The 12,558-nt window shown below is 62.3% G+C and carries 14 protein-coding genes; 6 read left to right on the top strand and 8 right to left on the bottom strand.

What is annotated here, in order from left to right:
• Positions 1-169 precede the first annotated feature (169 nt).
• On the bottom strand, positions 170-1,189 hold the full coding sequence (locus FHT28_RS35480) for an alpha/beta hydrolase (RefSeq protein ID WP_210255989.1): 1,020 nt from the start codon (positions 1,187-1,189) through the stop codon (positions 170-172).
• A 46-nt stretch (positions 1,190-1,235) separates the two neighbouring features.
• Positions 1,236-1,658 (bottom strand): hypothetical protein, encoded by a 423-nt coding sequence (locus FHT28_RS35475; RefSeq protein ID WP_168598873.1) that lies wholly within the window; start codon positions 1,656-1,658, stop codon positions 1,236-1,238.
• A 116-nt stretch (positions 1,659-1,774) separates the two neighbouring features.
• On the opposite strand from FHT28_RS35475, the gene FHT28_RS35470 reads away from it, so the two are divergent.
• Positions 1,775-2,359: a TetR/AcrR family transcriptional regulator gene (locus tag FHT28_RS35470; protein WP_168598872.1), complete on the top strand. Its 585-nt coding sequence runs from the start codon at positions 1,775-1,777 to the stop codon at positions 2,357-2,359.
• 224 nt (positions 2,360-2,583) lie between these two features.
• Here FHT28_RS35470 and FHT28_RS35465 read toward each other — a convergent pair whose 3' ends face one another.
• Positions 2,584-3,705, bottom strand: coding sequence for an alpha/beta hydrolase (locus FHT28_RS35465; protein WP_168598878.1), 1,122 nt, complete (start codon positions 3,703-3,705; stop codon positions 2,584-2,586).
• Between the two features lie 259 nt (positions 3,706-3,964).
• Here FHT28_RS35465 and FHT28_RS35460 point away from each other — a divergent pair, with 259 nt between their 5' ends.
• The gene (locus FHT28_RS35460; protein ID WP_210255990.1) at positions 3,965-4,543 is read left to right on the top strand and encodes a TetR/AcrR family transcriptional regulator; all 579 of its coding nucleotides are present in this window, start codon (positions 3,965-3,967) and stop codon (positions 4,541-4,543) included.
• Between the two features lie 68 nt (positions 4,544-4,611).
• Here the strand turns inward: FHT28_RS35460 and FHT28_RS35455 are convergent, their stop codons facing one another.
• Positions 4,612-5,730 (bottom strand): NAD(P)/FAD-dependent oxidoreductase, encoded by a 1,119-nt coding sequence (locus tag FHT28_RS35455; RefSeq protein ID WP_168598871.1) that lies wholly within the window; start codon positions 5,728-5,730, stop codon positions 4,612-4,614.
• 80 nt (positions 5,731-5,810) lie between these two features.
• Between FHT28_RS35455 and FHT28_RS35450 the strand changes: the two genes are divergently transcribed.
• Positions 5,811-6,488: a TetR family transcriptional regulator gene (locus FHT28_RS35450; RefSeq protein WP_168598870.1), complete on the top strand. Its 678-nt coding sequence runs from the start codon at positions 5,811-5,813 to the stop codon at positions 6,486-6,488.
• 73 nt (positions 6,489-6,561) lie between these two features.
• Here the strand turns inward: FHT28_RS35450 and FHT28_RS35445 are convergent, their stop codons facing one another.
• Complete coding sequence (locus FHT28_RS35445) at positions 6,562-7,473, bottom strand: AraC family transcriptional regulator (RefSeq protein WP_168598876.1); 912 nt, start codon at positions 7,471-7,473, stop codon at positions 6,562-6,564.
• Between the two features lie 101 nt (positions 7,474-7,574).
• On the opposite strand from FHT28_RS35445, the gene FHT28_RS35440 reads away from it, so the two are divergent.
• Complete coding sequence (locus tag FHT28_RS35440; protein ID WP_168598869.1) at positions 7,575-8,318, top strand: SDR family oxidoreductase; 744 nt, start codon at positions 7,575-7,577, stop codon at positions 8,316-8,318.
• 28 nt (positions 8,319-8,346) lie between these two features.
• On the opposite strand, the gene FHT28_RS35435 is transcribed toward FHT28_RS35440, so the two are convergent.
• The 3 genes from FHT28_RS35435 to FHT28_RS35425 form a co-directional block, all read right to left on the bottom strand.
• Positions 8,347-8,748 carry a nuclear transport factor 2 family protein gene (locus tag FHT28_RS35435; protein ID WP_168598868.1) on the bottom strand — a complete coding sequence of 134 codons (402 nt, stop codon included), beginning with the start codon at positions 8,746-8,748 and terminating at the stop codon, positions 8,347-8,349.
• Positions 8,749-8,899: 151 nt separating this feature from the next.
• Positions 8,900-9,940 carry an alpha/beta hydrolase gene (locus FHT28_RS35430; protein WP_168598875.1) on the bottom strand — a complete coding sequence of 347 codons (1,041 nt, stop codon included), beginning with the start codon at positions 9,938-9,940 and terminating at the stop codon, positions 8,900-8,902.
• Positions 9,941-9,958: 18 nt separating this feature from the next.
• Positions 9,959-10,768 (bottom strand): DJ-1/PfpI family protein, encoded by an 810-nt coding sequence (locus FHT28_RS35425; protein ID WP_168598867.1) that lies wholly within the window; start codon positions 10,766-10,768, stop codon positions 9,959-9,961.
• A gap of 350 nt (positions 10,769-11,118) precedes the next feature.
• Between FHT28_RS35425 and FHT28_RS35420 the strand changes: the two genes are divergently transcribed.
• Positions 11,119-11,640: a nuclear transport factor 2 family protein gene (locus tag FHT28_RS35420; protein WP_168598866.1), complete on the top strand. Its 522-nt coding sequence runs from the start codon at positions 11,119-11,121 to the stop codon at positions 11,638-11,640.
• Positions 11,641-11,706: 66 nt separating this feature from the next.
• Positions 11,707-12,204, top strand: coding sequence for a Rid family hydrolase (locus FHT28_RS35415; protein ID WP_210255988.1), 498 nt, complete (start codon positions 11,707-11,709; stop codon positions 12,202-12,204).
• The last annotated feature ends 354 nt before the right edge of the window (positions 12,205-12,558 follow it).

The following is a 12,558-nucleotide window of genomic DNA, read 5'->3' as shown; positions in this document are numbered from 1 at the left end:
GGCGTTGTGCTTGAAAGGCATCGTGGCGGAGACCGGTTATTGAGCTGGCCACCGCACCTAACCCACCGCGATTAACGATCCGCGCACCAACGTCTTAGCGCTACTATTTCCGGGATGTCCGCGTCAACTCCCAACCAATACTTTCCAGGTTCTCGCTTCGATTGTTCGGTTAGGCGAATACGGCGGACTGAAGCCAGCCTGCAATTGCTTCGTTCACTGCGGTGGGAGCTTCGAGCATGATTTCGTGCCCGCCTTCTATCGCCACTTCGGACAGCCGCTCGCAGTCCTCGCGCATAGGCTTGGCCAGCCGGCTCTGCGTCGTATCGCAGACGGTATCGTTGGTCGCGTGGATGAAGAGCGCTGGAAGCGTCAGGCGACCGAAGTTCGGCGCCTCTGCTGCATAAGCGATATTGGTGGCGTCGTTCATGTACCACGCGTCAGCACCTGAAAACCCGGTCGCGGTGAAGGCTTCCACGATCGCATGGAAATCCTCTCGGTCCAGCAAGACGTCGTCGAGCGGCGTAGCAGGCGCGCGACCCGCCGGACCGAACCAGCCATTCCGCGCGCAGACAGCAGCGGTGAAGGCCGGCTGTCCCGGCTGGCGTGGTGGCGCCGCCCGATAGAGGAGCGCCAGAGTCGCTGCGACGTCCGCTTCGAATTCACGTGACGCTCGAAGGAACTGCGCGCGGTAGAACAGCCAGTAATCCCATTGGCCGACCGGGTAACGTTCGGCGGGGTACACGTCGCGATCGACCAGCGGCACGAGATTGGGCAAAGCGAACCCGCGCGCGAAGTATGGTACGCAGAGATTGACCACACCACGGCATCGTGACGCGTGATGCGAGGCCATGGACCAGGCGACGGCGCTTCCCCAGTCATGCCCGACCCAAACCGCCGGAGCGCCGCCGAGCGCATCGTGCAACTCGATCATGTCGGCGACGAGTTCGCGAACGGTGTAGGCGGCCGTGTAATCGGGCCTCGAAGATCCACCATATCCGCGCATGTCCGGTGCAACGCATCGCCAGCCCTGCCCTGAGAAATATTCGATCTGCCGTCGCCACACGAGCCCCAGCTCAGGCCAGCCGTGCAGGAAGATCATCAACGGTCCCTCCGTCGGGCCGGCCTCGAGCAAGACCGTCCGATGGCGATCGGTCTCGATGCTGCGGTGTGAAACGCCGGCGCCGATCACGACCGGATCCCTTGTTGGTGCGAGGGCACCATGACGGGCCGCAAGATCATCGCGGCATCTCCGGTTGCGTCGTCACGATGAACTTCCAGTCCGCCAGCGCCGCGATGCGGTGAGGCTCAGCTTGCTCGGCATAGGCCGGGCTTTCCAGGATGCGGCGCAGCACGGCAAAGCTCGCATAACGAACGATGACGATGTCATCCCACGCTTCGCCGTCAGTTCCCACCAGCACGCCATGGATATTGCCCACCCAGAAAAGCCCATAGTCCTCGCCTTGCGCGACCGTGTTGAAGGCGGGAGCGTAACGTTGGAAATAGGCCTCGCGACCCGAGCAGGAGGGGAAGGTACTTCCCGCTTCATAAGCCGCCTCGCCGCGGTAGCGGACAAGGTTGACCATGTAGACCGGGCCAGCATCGCCAAGCCGTTCGCCAGCGGCCTGCAGCGCCGCAGGAGTGCATTCGATCGTCGACATTTTTCTCTTTCTCCTTTTTTCGGGCTGAGTCGCATGCTGGGTACCGGCGCGGGTGCTCGGAACTCGTCACAGCAATGCCTCTTGCATATCAATACGTCCAACTGTATTTATACGCAATGGCCAGACCTTCACTTCGCGAGAAAATCATCGAATCCGGCGTTCAGACGCTGCACGAGCGGGGTTACTCCGGCGCCGGCGTCCGCGAGATCACCGCCGATGCCGGCGTCCCTCAAGGTTGCTTCACCAACCATTTCCGGTCGAAAGAAGCCTTCGCAGTGACGGTCCTCGACCGCTATCAGGAGCGGACCCGGGCGATCATGGACGCGACGCTCCGCGACGAGAGCAAGCCGGCCGTCGAGCGGCTGCACGCTTACTTCGACGCGATCTCCGAGTGGCTCGAGGCAGCCGGCTGGCGATATGGCTGCCTGGTCGGCAACATGAGCTTGGAGGTTGCGGAGCAGAGCGAGTTGCTTCGCGCGCATCTGATCGAAGTCTGCAGTGAGCTCACATCATCTTTCGCAGAAGCCGTTCGAGCGGGGCAGAAGGCAGGCGAGATCCGCAGCGATCTTGATGCCGCTGACATGGCTGTCTTCATCCTTGCCTCCTGGCAGGGCGCGATGATGCGCATGAAGGTCGATCGTTCGCCGCGACCGATTGAGCAGTTCAGGCGCGTCCTGTTCGCGACTGTACTCACGTCATAAAGGTGCGCCACTCAGATTCGGGCCTTGGCGCGTCTTCGCGCCTCTGGAATTAACCGCCACACGATGACGGCTTCTGTACAAGCACGCACTTCGGTTGACGAGAGCACGTCGCTGCACCCTCAAAGACTGGAAGGCCATGAAAGGACGCGACGCGAGGTGGCGGGTTGTGATCGGCAGGCCAAAAATGATCGCCTGATTAAAGCTTATAGCCGCCAAGTCCAAAATCACTGGTGTGGTCCGCCCACATCCTTGGCGAAGTTGAGCAGGAGCGCGCCGAGCCGAGCCGGCTGTTCCTGCTGAATCCAGTGACCAGCGCCGTCGATCAGCTCGACGCCAGCCATCCTCGCCGCCGCCTTCGTCCTCATGATATCCAGCGCGCCCGGCGCCGAATAAGTGCCCCAATCGCTCGTCCCGCCGATGAACAGCGACGGGGCATCGATCGTCCGTCCCGAATATAGGCGCAATTCGGCGTTCAGGTCAGGATCGGGAAAGACGCGATACGCCTGCAAGGCGCCTTGAAACCCCGTGCGGCCAAACTCCTGCGTGTACACTGCAAGCTCCGGCTCTGTGAGCCATTTGCAAGCCGCGACCTCGCCAGTGGAAGGTTGGAATGGAGCGACGGTCTCTGGCATCGTCTTGCCGAGATCCATCACGTAATAAGTGGGCATCTGGGCAAGGTCTGCGGCGGTTCGCCCCTTCAACGGATGCGGTTTGTTTCCCGGCCAGTCGCCGCTCTTGACGTGGAAAAATGCACGAAGAAACGTGTGCAGGCCTTGAGGCGGATGCCACATATCGTCGTTCGCCCGCCGCGTGCTCAAGTATTGTTGGTAATACTCTCTGGGCGGATCGAGCGCAGCCAGCGCGGCCGCCAGTTTTTGACTTTCAGCGTTCGGTTGAGCCGGCGGTGCTTCGCTGTCCGCTGTGTTGAACGGAAAGGCGGGCGGACCGGGGAACGGTGCGCTCATCAGCACCACCGAGGGAAAGACGTCAGGCCGGGCGAGCGCGCAATAGGCGGCGACAGGCGAGCCAAGGTCATGGCCGACAAGCATTGCCGTACGCCGATATCCCAACGCCGAAACCAGTCCGAGGGCATCGCGCGTCATATTCAAGAGGCCGAAGGGTGCTAGTGGCGCGTCATAGCCGTCCACCCAACCGGTGGTGCGGCCAAAACCCCGTTGGTCGGGCGCCACGACATGGTATCCGGCGTCAGCCAGGATCGGGATCAGATGTCGCCAACCGTAAGCCAGATCCGGAAAGCCGTGCAGAAGCAGCGCGAGCGGACGGCCGGGGCTTTCGTAACCGTCCTCGAGAATATGAACATCGAGGCCGTTGACCCCATGGATCATGCGCGAGCGGACGCCCTTGGGAAGCGTGCCCTCTCCATACGTTGCTGACGTCAAATCTATTTCTCCTGTGGGATTTGCGCGAGCCGGTCGAAGTGATGCCGCAGCCAGGCTGGCCGCGCCCATCGCCAGGACGGCGCGTCGGGACATCGATGGCTTGAAACTGACGGGATGACTCATGGGCTCGGCCTCTTTCTATGGCGATCACCATAGTATGGTGGTCGCCATAGCGGCGTCAAGCGAGCCGTGTTATCTTTGTTGCATGCCACGCAAGACCGACGCCCGCGCTAACGCGATTGCCACCGCCCAACGACTGTTTCGCATCCAGGGCTACACTGCGACTGGATTGACCCAGATCATCGAAGAAAGCGGTGCGCCCAAGGGATCGTTCTACTTTCACTTTCCACGCGGAAAGGCGCAGCTCGCAGAAGAAGCGATCGATCAGTACGTTGCGGCTAGAATTGCGGTTTTGCGGAATATCTCGGCGAATACGACGGGCGATGCCCTGAATTTTGTTCGTGAGCTCTTCGGCACATTCGCGGCCGAAATGGTCGCCTCCGATTTCCAGTACGGATGCCTGATGCAGAATCTGGCGAATGAGCTTCCGGCGCTCGACGCTGATCTGACCAAACGGGTAGCGCGTGGATTTGTGGATTCGACCGAGATCATTGCGGAGCATTTCAGAGGGTGCGGCTTCGCTCCCGCGCGCGCATCCTCCACCGCAGCCGCGTTGGTAGCCGCCCTCGAAGGCGCGCGAACGATCGCCCGGCTGGAACGCACGCCGGCTGTATTCGAGGCGCTGGCGGACGTTAGTTGCCAGAGGTGCTCATCACCGAACTGAGGGGGCTGCTCGCCGTCGCGATAAGCTCACGGCGGCGATGCCAGCTTCACTTCTATGGAGCACTGCGGTCACGGCGCGTTGCAGAGAAAGTCGATGAGGCCGAAGGGCGCGCGCTCACCCAGGCAAAGGTCTAGGACCTGGTGCGCGCCCGCAGCAGCGATCTCGTTGCGCGAGAACATCGCCGTCTCATAGACGGTCAGCGCATTCTCGATGTCTCCAGGCCGAGCGGCTATAGCCTCGCCGAGCTCGGCCCCGTCGAGCATCGCCAGGTTCGCGCCGTCGCCGGCCGGCGGCGACAGATGCGCCGCGTCGCCGAGCAGCGTCACGCCTGGCGTACGATCCCAGCGATGACCAACCGGCAGCGCGTTGATCGTTCGTAGGACCGGCGCCGTGTCGCTGCCGGTGATCAATGTGGTGAGAGCCGATGTCCATCCGTCGAATTCGGCTGCGATCCGGGTCTTAGCGGTTGCGGCGTCGTTGAAGTCGATGTCTGCAAACCAGGACGCAGGTCGCATCAGTTGAACGTAGGTGTGGAGCGCGCCTGCCGGCTCCCGGTGCGCGGTGATCCCCTTGCCCGGTTCGAGCGCGAACATTCCGCCAGCTCCGACCGCCGCCGCCGTTGTGGGGAACCGCCGATCAGCGTCATGCAGGTAGGTCTCGACGTAGGACACGCCGACATAGGCGGGCTTCGCGTCTGACAATAGCGGGCGCACCTTCGACCAGGCGCCATCAGCTCCGACGAGCAATTCAGTTTCTACAGCTGAGCCATCGGTGAACGTCAGCTCGTGACGACCAGCGCCAAGCGACCTGGCTTCGTTGAGCTTCCGCCCCCACCGGATCGTCCCGGCCGGCAAGGAGTCAATGAGGATCCGCCGCAGGTCGCCCCGGAGCACCTCGGGACGCTTGCCGTCTCCGGGCTGGTCAACTAGCACATTGCCGTCCCGGTCGAGCGCGCGCGTCGCGTCGCCACCGTCGTGAACGATGGCTCGGAACGCGTCCATCAGGCCGCAGGCAGCGAGCGCGCGCTGACCGTCATGCTCGTGAACGTCAAGCTGTCCGCCTTGCATGCGGGCGTGTGCGGAGGGCTCTGCTTCATAGATCGTGGCAGGGATGCCGTGGACGTGGAGCACGCGGGCGAGGGTGAGGCCACCCAGGCCTGCACCAACAATGGTAACGGAAGTGGTCATGGCAGGGCCTCAGGATGATTGGAACAATGTTCCATATAGCAAAGATTGGAACGATGTTCCAGATATGTCATGGTGGGCGCATGTCTAAACGAGCCCACCAGAGCGCGCGGCGCGCGGACGCCCTTTCAAAGGCGCGAATTGTTGAGGCGGCGATCGAGATTCTCGATACGCGCGGGGAGGCCGCACTGACCTTTCGGGCGCTGGCGACACAGCTGGCGACAGGCAGCGGGGCGATCTACTGGCATATCGCCGACAGGAACGACCTCCTTGCCGCCGGGGCGGGAGATGTTCTCGCCCGCGCCCTGGCGAAAGTGGGCAGGCAAGAGGAGCCAAGGGCCGCGATCCGCGCAATCGCGCTCGCGGTATTCGATGCGATTGACGCTCACCCCTGGGCCGGCGCTCACCTTTCTCGCGAACCATGGCATTCCGCGGTTGGAGAGATCTTCGAACGCATCGGCGGATGGCTCCAGCCGCTAGGTGTTCCGGTGGATGCACAATTCGACTGCGCTTCAGCGCTGACGAACTACATCCTCGGTGTGGCCGGCCAGAACGCGGCCAACGCCCGGACGCTTCGGGGCGGAACGGATCGAAAGGCATGGCTGGAGGCCACAGCTGCGCGCTGGATTGAGGATGATTCCCAATCGCGTCCATTTCTTCGGCGGGTGGCGGCGCAGCTGGGCGAGCATGACGATCGCCAGCAATTCCTCGCCGGCGTCGAGCTCATCCTCGCAGGCGCTTGCGTCGAGCCGAACGCTTGAGGCCGGGCGCGGCTCATGCGGCGACAACACCCCCCCAGAGCGGGGTGCTTAGCGTTTTGGCCGCCCGCGCCCGTCAGGACGCCGGAACGGGTTGCTGCCTCGCATAGCGCGCTGGCGGAAGCCCGACATGGCGCGTGAAGGCGACGCTGAACGCGCTCGCTGAACCGTAGCCGACACGTTCCGCGATTTCGGCGATGCCAGCCTCGCTCCGCTGGAGCAGGTTCTTGGCGAGCGCCATGCGCCAGTTCAGCAAATAGGCCATCGGGGCGACACCGACGGCGCGACTGAAACGCTCGAAGAAGGCTGAGCGAGAGAGTGCAGCTTCCTTCGCCAGCTGCGCGACCGTCCATGCCTCGGTCGGGCTTTCGTGCATTCGGCGTAGCGTCACGGCAAGGCGTTCGTCGGCCAGGCCCCGCACGAGGCCGGGCGATGCGGGGGTTGTAGCCGTCGAGCGAAGCGCTTCTATCAGAAGAACTTCCAGCAAGTGGGTGAGGATGACGTCGCGCGCTGGTCGTCGGCCGCGGAACTCGTCTCGTACGAGCTGGACGAGGGTGGCAAGCCGGGGCTGGCCGCGGACATGCACGATCTGGGGAAGCAGCGACACCAGCAGGGTCGTATCGGGGGAGCCAAAGCTGCAGTGGCCGACGAGCATTCTCAGATCGGCCGGGCCGTCCTGATCACCGATCCGGAATTCGCCGGCTGCCACCGCGACCGGCACGCTTTCGGGCGCGTCGGCCGGCAAGGGTGCGATGCTGGACATCGCGACGCCGTAAGCCTGAGGCACCAGGATGAAATCCCCCGACCAGAGTTCGATCGGCTCGCGCCCGTCGACCACGAGGCGGCAAGCGCCTTCGAGAACGACGCAATAGAAGGGCTGCCCGGCGTCCGAGCGGCGGATGTGCCACGGTCCGGCGCCGGTGACGAGCTTCGAATACCGGGCGTTTGGTTGAAGCAGTGTGACGACTTCGGCCAGTGGATCGATCATTTCCGGACTCACGCTAACATTTCCTGGACCTCTAATTATAGAAGGTCCGGCATCGGTGGTCTATCGTCCTGGCGTTGCTAAATCACCTCACGAGAGATCCCATGAAAACCATATTGATCACCGGATGTTCGTCCGGCTTCGGCCTCGAAACCGCGAAATACTTCCTCGAGCGCGACTGGAAGGTTGTCGCGACGATGCGCACGCCGCGCGAGGACGTGCTGCCTCGTTCCGAGCACCTGCGCGTGATCGCCCTCGATGTCACCGATCCGCAAAGCATCGATCAGGCCGTGAAGGCCGCGGGTCCGATCGACGCCCTCGTCAACAATGCCGGCTTCGGCGCGGCGGCGCCGTTCGAGGTCACCCCGATGCCGACCATACGCGAGGTCTTCGAGACCAACACCTTCGGCACCATGGCGATGACGCAGGCGGTGCTGCCGCAGTTCAGGGAACGCCGGACGGGCGTCATCATCAACGTGACGTCGGCCGTGACGCTGCGGGCGCTCCCGCTGATCGCGGCCTACACGGCGAGCAAGGCGGCGGTGAACGCCTTCACTGAGTCGATGGCGCTGGAAATCGGACAGTTCGGCGTTCGTGTGCATCTCGTGATTCCCGGGCGCGCTCCTGAGACCCGCTTCGCCGAAAATGGAAGCTCGCGCATGCAGGGTCTCGACCATGAGGCCTATGCCGATCTCGTCAAGGGCTTCATGGCCGGGTTCAGCGAACCCGGACCGATCACCCATCCGCAGGATGTGGCCGAAGCGGTGTGGCGCGCGGTGACCGATCCCTCAAGTCCCGTGCGGATCCCCGCCGGCGCAGACGCGGTGGCCTGGACCGAGGCGAGCTGACCGGAGGCCTGTCACACGTCGGCGACGTCTAAATCTGAACGAGACCGAGCTTCGGCACGCCGATCAGCGGAGCGAGCCTTTGCTGGATCGCGACGATCTTCTCCAGGGGGCGCCACTGGACGGACATTCTCGCGATCAGGCCATCGGCATTGACCGTCAGATCATCAACGCCGGTGACCTCCGCATCTCCTGCCCGGATCCTCAACATGATGGCGGCACGGGTCCCACCGGCAATGACCTCCGTCGCCTCGAACTCGTCTACGCCGGCAAGCAGGACCTGGAGCACGCGCATTACCGCTTGCCTGCCAACGAACGGATCGGACAAGAAGGGGCTCTCCAGCACGACGTCTTCAGCCAGATGCTCGGCAAGATTATCCGGGTTGCGCGCGTGCATTCCTTCGAGGAAGGGAGAGAGGTGGTTCATCATCATCGCGGTAGCTCCATGATTGAGTTGGAAGGTAATCTGAAGGAGAATCTGGCATCGTGAAGTAAGGCGATCTCCAACCGAGAGTGCGTGCTTGTTCTAGAAAGTTCAGGCCTGGGTCATTCCAAAGCTGGACGTATCGGGCCGCGCATGCGTGTCATTTCGAGAGATGACGATCAAAGAAAGACGCGATCTCCTCGAATACCTCACGCGTCTCCGGCATCGTGTCATCGCGAAGATATTGCGCGTGCGACATGGCTTCGAAGACCTGAAGCTGCGCGTTGACACCGGACTGGCGAAGCTTGCGGTGCAGGCGGACCGTGCTGCTCAGCAGCAAATCCCGCGTGCCGCTTGTCAGGATCGCCGGCGGAAGCCCGGCCAGATTCCCGTAGATCGGCGACAAGAGGGGATCGGCGACGTCGTGACCGTTCGCGTAGAAGCGAGCGGCCGGCTCGCAAAACCCTTCGCGGGAGACCAGAACATTGTCGATCATCGCGTTCGTGGCGAAGCTGTCGCCGACGCCGGTCAGATCCGCCATCGGGGCGCCAAGCCCGAGAGCGCCGGGAAGCGGGACGCCTTGATCGCGCGCGCGAAACATCGCTGCAAGGGCCAGCGCAGCTCCGGCCGAAGTGCCGAACATGGCCATTTGCGACGGCTTGTGAGCCTTGAGCGCGTCTTGCCAGACGGCAACTACATCGTCGAGCGCAGCCGGGAAATAGGCCGCCGGTGGCATGCGGTAATCGATAGCGATGACGCGATAGTGTCCGAAGGCAGCCATCAAGATCGCCTCGACAGTCGAAGCCTCACCGCCACCAAGGACATAGCATCCCGCATGAACCTGAAGCAGCAGTCGATCACGATTGGCGGGAGCCAGGTCCGAAGGCATAACGTCGAACACGCGCACGCCGCCCATCACCATCGGTGTCACCGTCACGTGCAGGCGATCGGCCATGGCGATCGCGGTTTTGGTGCCGCTCGCCTCGCTTGACCGCTGTCGCTCAGCCCAGCCCTGCGAAGTATTCGGCCATTGGCTGAAGTCAGCCGGTGGCGGCTTTGCAACCAGCGCCTGAAGTCCGCTGCTGATATCGGACGGCGTAGGCAGGGGACGAGCGGGTACGACGCGGTCTTGCGCATTCGCACTGTCGAAGCAAACCGACAAAGCGAGCAGGGTGGCAGCCCGCATGGACAAGAGCGGCATCTTCACGAGGTGTGCTCCTTAGCCTTTTATGAGGCCAGCAATTTTCGCCAGCGCTGCATATTGAGTCTCGAACGCCGTCAGAACCTCAGGTGGTGCGGACTCAGGGCGGCCGGAGTGGAAGGGCGGATCGGGCTCGTACTCCATCAGCAACTGGATCACCTGCGCCTGGATGGGACCGCGCAAAATGGCGGCGACGGTCAGGGCGAAGTCGATGCCTGCGGTTACGCCGCCGCCGCTCATGTAGCGGCCATCGACGACGACGCGGGCGGGGTCGGGGATGGCCCCGTACTGCGGAAGGAGATTGCGCTGCGCCCAATGACAGGCGCTTCGCCGGCCCTTCAAAAGGCCGGCCGCTCCGAGGATCAGCGAACCGTTGCAGATCGAGGTGACGTATTTTGCCCCGTCGGAGAGGCGTCTCAGTTCCTGCTGGACGTCTGGCGTCAGCATCGTCGAACGGTCCGTGCCGCCGGGAACGCATATCAGGTCGCAGTTCTGTACATCGGCGAGCTTCTGGCTTGCGCCGATCTGTACACGTGTATCCGAGATGATCGTCCCTCCGGAGGGACTCGCGATGGACACTTTCACATCCGGCAGACGGGCGAACACCTCGTTTGCGCCGGCAAAGTCCTGCAGCGTGAATTTGTCGTAGAGGACGAAGAGGATGTGAAACGGGTTGCCGGCGTCGGCGGGCTCGGTCGCGCTCGCGGCGAGCGGCGGCAACCCGACCAGCAACGCTGTGGCCCCGGCAAGGCCCCCTAATATGAGAGCGCGGCGCGACGGATCAGTCGGCGCCGAGCGGTTGAGATTGGGCTCGATATCTTCGGCCATGCGCAATGTTCCTGTGGTCACGTCACCAGCGCGATATGCGCTCGACCGTTTTTATCGTGAGCCACGATCTGACCGAAACGACGTTATTCCCTCACTTTACGCCATCAACCTGTGGGCCGCAGGACCTGGAATGACGTCGCGAACGGTTAGGTCAGCAACTGGCCGACCACCACACGCAACGCGACGCCGACGCAGCCACCTGCGACCGCAGGAAACCTTTTTCGATCCACCTCGGGAGTAGAGTCGCTCAAGGGGCCAGAAATGAGGGATAAATGTCGTTTCATCTGCGGGAGTGCTGTTGGTAGCTTGGCAGCGGCTTTATTGCGTTGGTTGATTAGCGAAGAAACGTCATGCGCGAAGAGGCGACAGTAGACCTGGTGCATATCGAAGATATCAAGCGCCTGAAGTCTCGTTACTGCCGATACATCGACAGCAAGCGATGGGACCGCCTGAAGGACCGGTTCACTCCAGACCTGCAACTCGGGGGTTCTACGATCATTGACGGCGACGGATCGACGTTCGTCGCTGATCTTGCCCGACGGCTCGAAGCTGCAATGACTGCCCATCATTGCCACACGCCTGAGATCAGGTTGACCGGCCCGAATGCCGCCGAAGGCGTGTGGGCGATGATGGATTTGATCGAGTGGCCCTATCCAGTGGACCTCAAGAACTTCTCCGGTGCGAGGAGCTTCCACGGGACTGGGTTCTATGAAGAGCGCTATCGCTGGGACAATGGCCAGTGGCGGATCGCTTTCATATGCCTGACGCGAACCCGTTTCGAGCAGCTGATCCATGGCGCGCGGCCTTCAGGCTTTGACGTGTTTGCCGGTTTACGCGGCTTCACACCACCTTCGCGCGACTGGATGCGGTGATCCGCAATGCTAGAGGCGCACCTATGGAGATGGCCGATGACCGACACGCTTGATCGACGCTCTCTGATGGCGCTGACCGGTGCTTCTGCCGCTATCGCAGCGATCGCGCCGGCACGCGCTCAGGAGAGGGACACCAAGAGGATGGACGCAATAGGGAAAACAGTTCTTGAGATTCCGGCAGACAACCCGACCTTTGCCGCGAGCGTTGGATCCTATGAGAAATATGGCTACTCGCCCGCCGTTCGGGCCGGCGGACTGCTCTTCATCGCCGGCCAAATCGGGCGCCGGCCCGATGGAAAGATCGGCACCACCGTCGCCGAGCAAACCGAACTGGCGTTGCAACGAACAGCTGAGATTCTGCGGCTCGAGGGCCTGGATATGACCGACCTGGTCGAAGTCGTCAGCTATCATGTCGATATCCAGCACAACCTCGAAGCCTTCATGGCGGTGAAGGAGCGCTATACCGTGAAACCGTACCCGGCTTGGTCGATCATTGGCGTCGATGCGCTGACCTCGCCCGACTTGAAGATCGAGATCCGCAGCATCGCCGCTTTGCGAAGCTAAGGGCGAACTGGCGCATCGGCGGATAGCCCGGGTCTTCCCGAAACGGAAAAGCTGCGGGATCACTCGGTTGTCCGCCCGATCGACAGGCCGGAATCTGGACTTCATTTCGGATGCTCTGATTCCCAGGGAAGCCCGCCGGCGAATAGTGTCGTGATCCACTGTATAAACGCTTCAGTTCGTGCCGGCGTAAACCTCGCGGACGGACGGACAAGATGTATCCCGCCATCGATCTCGAACTGCCACTCGGGTAGGAGGCGGACTAGGTCACATACCCATAAAATAGTTTTTGTTTTTAATGGATTGTGATTCACTGCTTCCGTTGATTTGGAGGCAGTGATGGCTCGCTTTGATTTG

This window comes from Rhizobium sp. SG570 (assembly GCF_012275345.1).
GTDB lineage: Bacteria > Pseudomonadota > Alphaproteobacteria > Rhizobiales > Rhizobiaceae > Rhizobium > Rhizobium lusitanum.
Note: the sequence above shows the minus strand (reverse complement) of the source record. Positions and strands in the feature narration are given on the sequence as shown.

What these genes read in the sequence shown, in the direction of transcription:
- FHT28_RS35415 (WP_210255988.1), top strand. Translation starts at nt 11,707, where the DNA reads ATGGCGCTGACCGGTGCTTCTGCCGCTATCGCAGCGATCGCGCCGGCA.
- FHT28_RS35445 (WP_168598876.1), bottom strand. Translation starts at nt 7,473, where the DNA reads ATGATCGATCCACTGGCCGAAGTCGTCACACTGCTTCAACCAAACGCC.
- FHT28_RS35435 (WP_168598868.1), bottom strand. Translation starts at nt 8,748, where the DNA reads ATGATGATGAACCACCTCTCTCCCTTCCTCGAAGGAATGCACGCGCGC.
- FHT28_RS35460 (WP_210255990.1), top strand. Translation starts at nt 3,965, where the DNA reads ATGCCACGCAAGACCGACGCCCGCGCTAACGCGATTGCCACCGCCCAA.
- FHT28_RS35455 (WP_168598871.1), bottom strand. Translation starts at nt 5,730, where the DNA reads ATGACCACTTCCGTTACCATTGTTGGTGCAGGCCTGGGTGGCCTCACC.
- FHT28_RS35425 (WP_168598867.1), bottom strand. Translation starts at nt 10,768, where the DNA reads ATGGCCGAAGATATCGAGCCCAATCTCAACCGCTCGGCGCCGACTGAT.
- FHT28_RS35440 (WP_168598869.1), top strand. Translation starts at nt 7,575, where the DNA reads ATGAAAACCATATTGATCACCGGATGTTCGTCCGGCTTCGGCCTCGAA.
- FHT28_RS35465 (WP_168598878.1), bottom strand. Translation starts at nt 3,705, where the DNA reads ATGATCCATGGGGTCAACGGCCTCGATGTTCATATTCTCGAGGACGGT.
- FHT28_RS35450 (WP_168598870.1), top strand. Translation starts at nt 5,811, where the DNA reads ATGTCTAAACGAGCCCACCAGAGCGCGCGGCGCGCGGACGCCCTTTCA.
- FHT28_RS35470 (WP_168598872.1), top strand. Translation starts at nt 1,775, where the DNA reads ATGGCCAGACCTTCACTTCGCGAGAAAATCATCGAATCCGGCGTTCAG.
- FHT28_RS35430 (WP_168598875.1), bottom strand. Translation starts at nt 9,940, where the DNA reads ATGCCGCTCTTGTCCATGCGGGCTGCCACCCTGCTCGCTTTGTCGGTT.
- FHT28_RS35475 (WP_168598873.1), bottom strand. Translation starts at nt 1,658, where the DNA reads ATGTCGACGATCGAATGCACTCCTGCGGCGCTGCAGGCCGCTGGCGAA.
- FHT28_RS35420 (WP_168598866.1), top strand. Translation starts at nt 11,119, where the DNA reads ATGCGCGAAGAGGCGACAGTAGACCTGGTGCATATCGAAGATATCAAG.